Raw genomic sequence first — 5,918 nt, 5'->3', positions numbered from 1 at the left:
GAAAACAGATAAAGTAGATATTTTGAAAAAAGAAGCTGGAATATAAATAGATAAAGGTTGTTGCATAAACCTGGTATGTGCAACGACCTTTATTTTTTTGAAAAAGAATCGTTGACTTAATATTCAAACAAATGTATACTGAAAAAGGGAACTAATAAAACTAATATGGTTTCCAGAGTACAAAGATTTCAATTTCATATATTATCAGGGGGTCGTCAATATGAAAGATTATTTGCAAATCGCAAACAGTAAAGTCTTTTTTCTATGTGGCGCAATAGTAATTTTATTTATACTCTTTCAATCAGTTCTGTTTTTCAGGCTTGCCTATAACCAAGGTTTAAAGATCGGACTGACTAAGGGCAAAATGCTGAAAGCTTTCCGAACCGGTGCCATTTCCACTATAGTACCGAGTATAGCGGTAATAGTTGCGCTTATGACTATGGTGCCAGTTTTAGGCATACCCATACCTTGGATGAGGCTTTCTGTAATTGGGTCCGCTCCTTATGAACTGATGGCTGCCGGCATAGGCGCCAAATCCATGGGAATAGACAGCTTGGGAGGAGCAGGATATAACAGTCAGGTATTTGCTTCATCTGTATGGATAATGTGTATAGGCTCAATTTGGGCTGTGTCCTTTGTTGCATTTTTCCTAAGAAAGATAAAGGAGAAGTATGCCAAGAGTACTACTTCTGATCCACAATGGAGAAATATCCTGAACAATGCAGCTTTTTTAGGAGTTTTCTGTGTTTTTATAGCAGATCCAATTATAAAGGGTGGTCTTTCATTATTCACATTAATATGTGGTGCAGTCATAATGACCATTTTGGCATTGATCATCGTCAAGCTCAAGCAGGACTGGCTTAAAGAATTTGCTCTCGCTCTGAGCATGATAGGTGCTATGGCATGTACTGTATTATTTTCATATTATTTTTAGGAGGCTGCAGATATGATTAAATTGGATAATAAAGCGGTAGCAAATACATACGAAAGCAGGGTTCATTTTATAGGTAGATGGACTCTTATACTGGGGCTTTTGCTTACATTTATACCTCCCCTTATTCTATGGGCCAACTATGGCATAGCGCCTCCTATAAAAAGCCTTATAAACGGCATTATTAGCATATCAGTGGTTATGATTCCAGTGTCAGTGGTTGAGATATTGACCTTCTCTCCCATGCTGGGTTCCAGCGCCATGTATATGTCCTATCTGACGGGAAATATATCAAACATGAAGATACCAAGTGCAGCAATAGGTATGGAGGTAGTGGGCGCAAAGGCCTCCACAGAGGAGGGGGATATAATATCAACCATTGCAATTGCAGGGTCGGTAATATCCAGTGAGATAATAATCATATTGGGAGTAATACTTATAGCACCTATAAGTGCAAAATTGGACAATCCAATAATCCAGCCTGCCTTTGAACAGGTTCTCCCTGCCTTGTTCGGTTCCATAGGAGCATATTATATATTAAAGGAGTGGAAACTGGCTGTGGCTCCTCTTGTTACAGCTGTACTCATAAACTTGATTCCCGGGTTGCCTAGCGCCATAACAATTCCTATTTGTGTTGTATCCTCAATAATTGGGGCAAAGTTTTTATACAAGAGAAACATGTTAAAAGAGGACAAATAATATAGCGATGGGGGAAGAAAATCGTGAAATTAAGGTATACAATGCTGAGGGGTTTATTAAATATAATAGGGTTTATTAAAGGGGATAAATACATATATTCTCAGGAGTATGAGGATAATTTCAAATACATGGATCTTGGGGAAAAGCTCTGGTGGGGATACAAGTCTGTTGTGAAGCAGATTGAGAGGGCAGAAAAGGGTAAAGGGATAGAAGAATATTTTGCAAATCAGAATTTGAATTTCAAAGAAGGCAATGAGTTTGAAAATGAGAGCAGAATAATCATATCTGCAGGAGGGGATCTAAGCGCATCCGAGATGATATTTCCAGAAAACACCCTCCATCTATGGCATGATGTACAGGATTTCTATTTCAATGCTGATATAGTCTGTGCAAATCTTGAGGCACCAATAGTTCCAGAAAAACCTCCCGTTGGAGTGCCGGGAATGTGTCTTACTGCACCAAAGCTCAACATTTCTCCTCAGATGTTTGAAAGATTTATAGACGAAGGTAAAGGTGTGAACTTTTTTTCTACTGCCAATAATCACAGCCTAGACCAGGGAGAGCATGGCATAATATCTACTTTAGACTTCCTTGATTCTAAAGGATACCTACATGTAGGCACTGCCAGAACCCAAGAAGAGCAAAATGACATACCAATCATAGAGAAAAAGGGCATAAAAACAGCCTTTATATCCTATACATACTGCCTAAACGGAGAGGATTCGATACCGGGAAAAGAATTTATGGTCAATCATCTAAGATTAAATAAACCGGAAACTGATATTTCCTTGATAGAAAACCATGTGAAACTGGCCAAGGAAAAAGGAGCAGACATAGTAGTAGCCATGCTACACTGGAGCATAGAGTTTGAGACATATCCCATACAAAATATAATCGATATGGGACACAGGATTATGGAATGCGGAGTAGATGTGATTTTGGGAGGTCATCCCCATGTAGCTCAGCCTATGGAAAGATACAGATTCTATGATCCCTATGATAAGAGGGAGAAGGAAGGATTCATCATTTATTCCCTGGGAGAGCTTGTATCATTAAATCTTTTCAGCAAGAATTCCAGGCTTGCTTTGCTGCTTAAGCTGGAAATATCTAAAGGCATGGAGAGGGGTTTGGAAATCACAAAGCTTACAGGATTAAAGGTCTTGCCCATATACATACTTTATAGATCCCTAGAAGATGGAAAAGGGGATTATAGGGTACTTGACTTTAGAAAAACCCTAAATACTTTAGAGTTGGGCGAGAATCCCCATGGTTTTTCAAAGAAAGATATAAAGGAGCTTAAGCGACTTGAAAAACTTTTATATGAGAGAGTTCTGCCTAAAGACAGCTTAGAAATATTGGGTTAGACGAGGTGAAAGCATGGATTGGATGAAGATAGAGGAATTACTTCAAAGGCTCATAAGATTTGATACTACAAATCCTCCTGGCAACGAAGGAAAATGCATAATGTTTATACATCAGTTGTTGGAGGAAGCAGGGATAGAATCCATGATATTGGGAGAAAAGGAAGACAGACTGAACTTGTTTGCAAGATTGAGGGGAAAGGGCACAAAGCCTCCTTTTCTTATGTATGGTCATGTGGATGTAGTTACTACTGCTCATCAGAGCTGGGATTATTCACCTTTTGAAGGCATGATTGAAGAAGGTTGCATTTGGGGCAGAGGAGCATTGGATATGAAGGGCGCCGTTGCCATGATGATATGGGCAATGGTTCACATGAAGCATGAAGGTATAGTACCATCTGGAGATATTGTATTATGCCTGGTCTGTGATGAGGAGGATGCAGGGTTATACGGAGCCAAATATGTGGTTGAAGGATACCGAGAGTTGTTTAAAGATATAAGGTATGCCATTGGTGAAATAGGCGGTTTTACTATGCATATTAATGGGAAGCGGTTTTATCCCATAATGGTGGCAGAAAAACAAAGATGTGGAATCAGAGCCGTTATCAAAGGGCAGGGTGGTCATGGTTCTATGCCCGCTAAGGCTGGAGCCATGGCAAAGCTGGGAAGGATTTTGACCAAGCTGGACAAAAGTAGGCTGCCTGTCCATATTACACCTCCTGGGAAAATGATGTTTGAAGCTTTAGCATCAAACCTTAGTTTTCCTACAAGCAAAATCATAAAATCATTATTAAATCCTAGATTTACTGATAGAGTTTTAGATATCATGGGGGATAAGGGAAGGGTTTTTGATCCTCTGCTTCATAATACGGTGAATGCTACAATAGTGAGGGGAGGAGAGAAGATAAATGTTATTCCTGGAGAGGTTGTGCTGGATTTTGATGGCAGGATACTGCCAGGATTTTCATCGGAGTCTATTTTGATTGAACTGGAGAATATTCTGGGAAAAGATGCAGACTTGGAACTATTATTTTATGATAAAGGACCAGATAAGGTAGATATGACCATGTTTGAAGATTTGGGAGCAATACTGAAGGAAGGGGACAATGATGCTATACCCATACCCTTTGTAGTGAGTGGGGTAACAGATGCCAGATTTTTCTCAAGGCTGGGTATACAAACCTATGGTTTCACACCTATGATGCTTCCAGATGATATTGATTTTTCAAAACTTATACACAATGCCAATGAGAGGATACCGGTAGAGGCTCTTTATTTCGGCAGCGAATCAATATTTAAGCTGATTAGCAGATATTAGGTATAATTGGAATATAGAAAAATCTATGTTATGATTGTTGTAGCACTTTTATGGGGTGATGGATATTGAAGGATAGAATAATTGAATCTGCTTCAAAATATATAAATCAATATGGGGTTAAACGGTTTACAGTAGATGATATAGCTAAGGATTTGGGTATAAGCAAAAAGACTATTTATAAGTACTTTGACAGCAAGAATCACTTGGTAAGCGAATTCATAAGAACAAGCATAGAGGATAACAACAATAAGACACTGGAGGCTGTTGATAAGGAAGATACATTAATCGGCAAGATCAATGCAGCCTTGCTTTCGCATCATAAGTATCAGATGCCCTTGGATATTCTGGAGGATATAGAAAAATACTATCCAGAGGATTGGGAAAGAATACAGGAGCAGCTAAACTTCAAGCTGAATCTCATGAGGGATCTTGTAAGTGAAGGAATAGGTTCAGGGAAGCTTAAGGAGGACATAAATATTGATGTTTTGATACTTATTATGGAGAGATCCTTCAGAGCCATTCTAGAATACGACTTTCTGGTGAAGAGCAATCTGAATATAAACAATGCGGTGAAAGAGATACAAAAGATAATACTGTTTGGTATATTAAAAGATGAAGAGTGAGGAATTCACTCTTTTTTTATTCACTTTTGCTCTGTTATTGCCGATATATATAACAGACAGATAAAGATGATGAGGTGATGATGATGAAAATATCAAATGATTTTATAAATATATATGGAGTGCTTAAGGAACAGAAAGGTGAAGTAAAAATCGATGAGGATAAACCAGTCTTATCTGTAAAAAGTGAGGAATCATGTGAAGTTGAAAAAGGAGAAGCTTCTGGGAAGAACAATGTGAATTCTATGCCACAGGAACTAAAGCATATGCTGGAGAAAGTCTTTGGAAAGGATATTTCCCTAGACAAGGAAACTGTAGAAATTCTTAAAACTTATTTGGAAAAATTTTCAGGCAGCATTGAGGATAAGCTTGAGGTGATTAAGAATCTTCTAAACAAGGAACTGAATATAAATATGGCTAATTTGAAATTAATTCACGAAGCTTTGTTTGGAAGAGAGCTAAGTGAACTGATTGATGAATTAAGTTTAAGCCTTGGAAGTGGAAGTGAAAACAAAGAAGATGACAATTTAGATAGTTTAGTCATTGAAATTAGAAGTTTGCTTGCCAAGGGGGTCTCCTTGGATAAAATATTAGATGTTATGGAAGCTAAGGCAGAATCCTTGGATAATGATACAAAGACTAAAACAATACTCACAAAGGCTGTAAATGAAGGACGCCAGGCTGCTGCCTATAGGATGGAGGATCTGGCTCAGAGGATAATAAATAAGGCATTGAAGGATGTGTCAGAAGAAGTAGCAGAGGAAGGAGCAGCCAGAGCAGAGAATAAAACACAGAAAGTATACACAGATTCGTCTCTTGAATTTCAAGAAGGAGCAGAAAAAGAATATTTGACATCATTGCTGGCAGCTGCTGGTTTGAAGGGAAAAGAATATTTGATGACAGAGATAACTCCCAGACTCAAAGAAGCAGCTCAAAGCTTCAAGGAGATAAAAAGAGAGATTGTCAATAATCTGGATATGGCGGCAAGA

General features: G+C 38.4%; 6 protein-coding genes. All 6 read left to right on the top strand.

What is annotated here, in order from left to right:
* Positions 1 to 220: 220 nt before the first annotated feature.
* Positions 221 to 934, top strand: a complete 714-nt coding sequence (locus ACESM9_RS13780) for a DUF5058 family protein (protein WP_372999848.1) — start codon at positions 221 to 223, stop codon at positions 932 to 934.
* 12 nt (positions 935 to 946) lie between these two features.
* Positions 947 to 1,630 carry a hypothetical protein gene (locus ACESM9_RS13775; RefSeq protein ID WP_372999845.1) on the top strand — a complete coding sequence of 228 codons (684 nt, stop codon included), beginning with the start codon at positions 947 to 949 and terminating at the stop codon, positions 1,628 to 1,630.
* 23 nt (positions 1,631 to 1,653) lie between these two features.
* On the top strand, positions 1,654 to 2,994 hold the full coding sequence (locus ACESM9_RS13770; protein WP_372999842.1) for a CapA family protein: 1,341 nt from the start codon (positions 1,654 to 1,656) through the stop codon (positions 2,992 to 2,994).
* Between the two features lie 13 nt (positions 2,995 to 3,007).
* On the top strand, positions 3,008 to 4,309 hold the full coding sequence (locus ACESM9_RS13765) for a M20/M25/M40 family metallo-hydrolase (protein WP_372999839.1): 1,302 nt from the start codon (positions 3,008 to 3,010) through the stop codon (positions 4,307 to 4,309).
* Positions 4,310 to 4,374: 65 nt separating this feature from the next.
* Positions 4,375 to 4,932 (top strand): TetR/AcrR family transcriptional regulator, encoded by a 558-nt coding sequence (locus ACESM9_RS13760; RefSeq protein WP_372999836.1) that lies wholly within the window; start codon positions 4,375 to 4,377, stop codon positions 4,930 to 4,932.
* An 83-nt stretch (positions 4,933 to 5,015) separates the two neighbouring features.
* Positions 5,016 to 5,918: hypothetical protein (locus ACESM9_RS13755; RefSeq protein ID WP_372999833.1), on the top strand; the 903-nt coding region annotated here is incomplete at its 3' end.

Origin of the sequence: Lutispora sp., from assembly GCF_041687175.1 — a bacterium.
Lineage (GTDB): Bacteria > Bacillota > Clostridia > Lutisporales > Lutisporaceae > Lutispora.
Note: the sequence above shows the minus strand (reverse complement) of the source record. Positions and strands in the feature narration are given on the sequence as shown.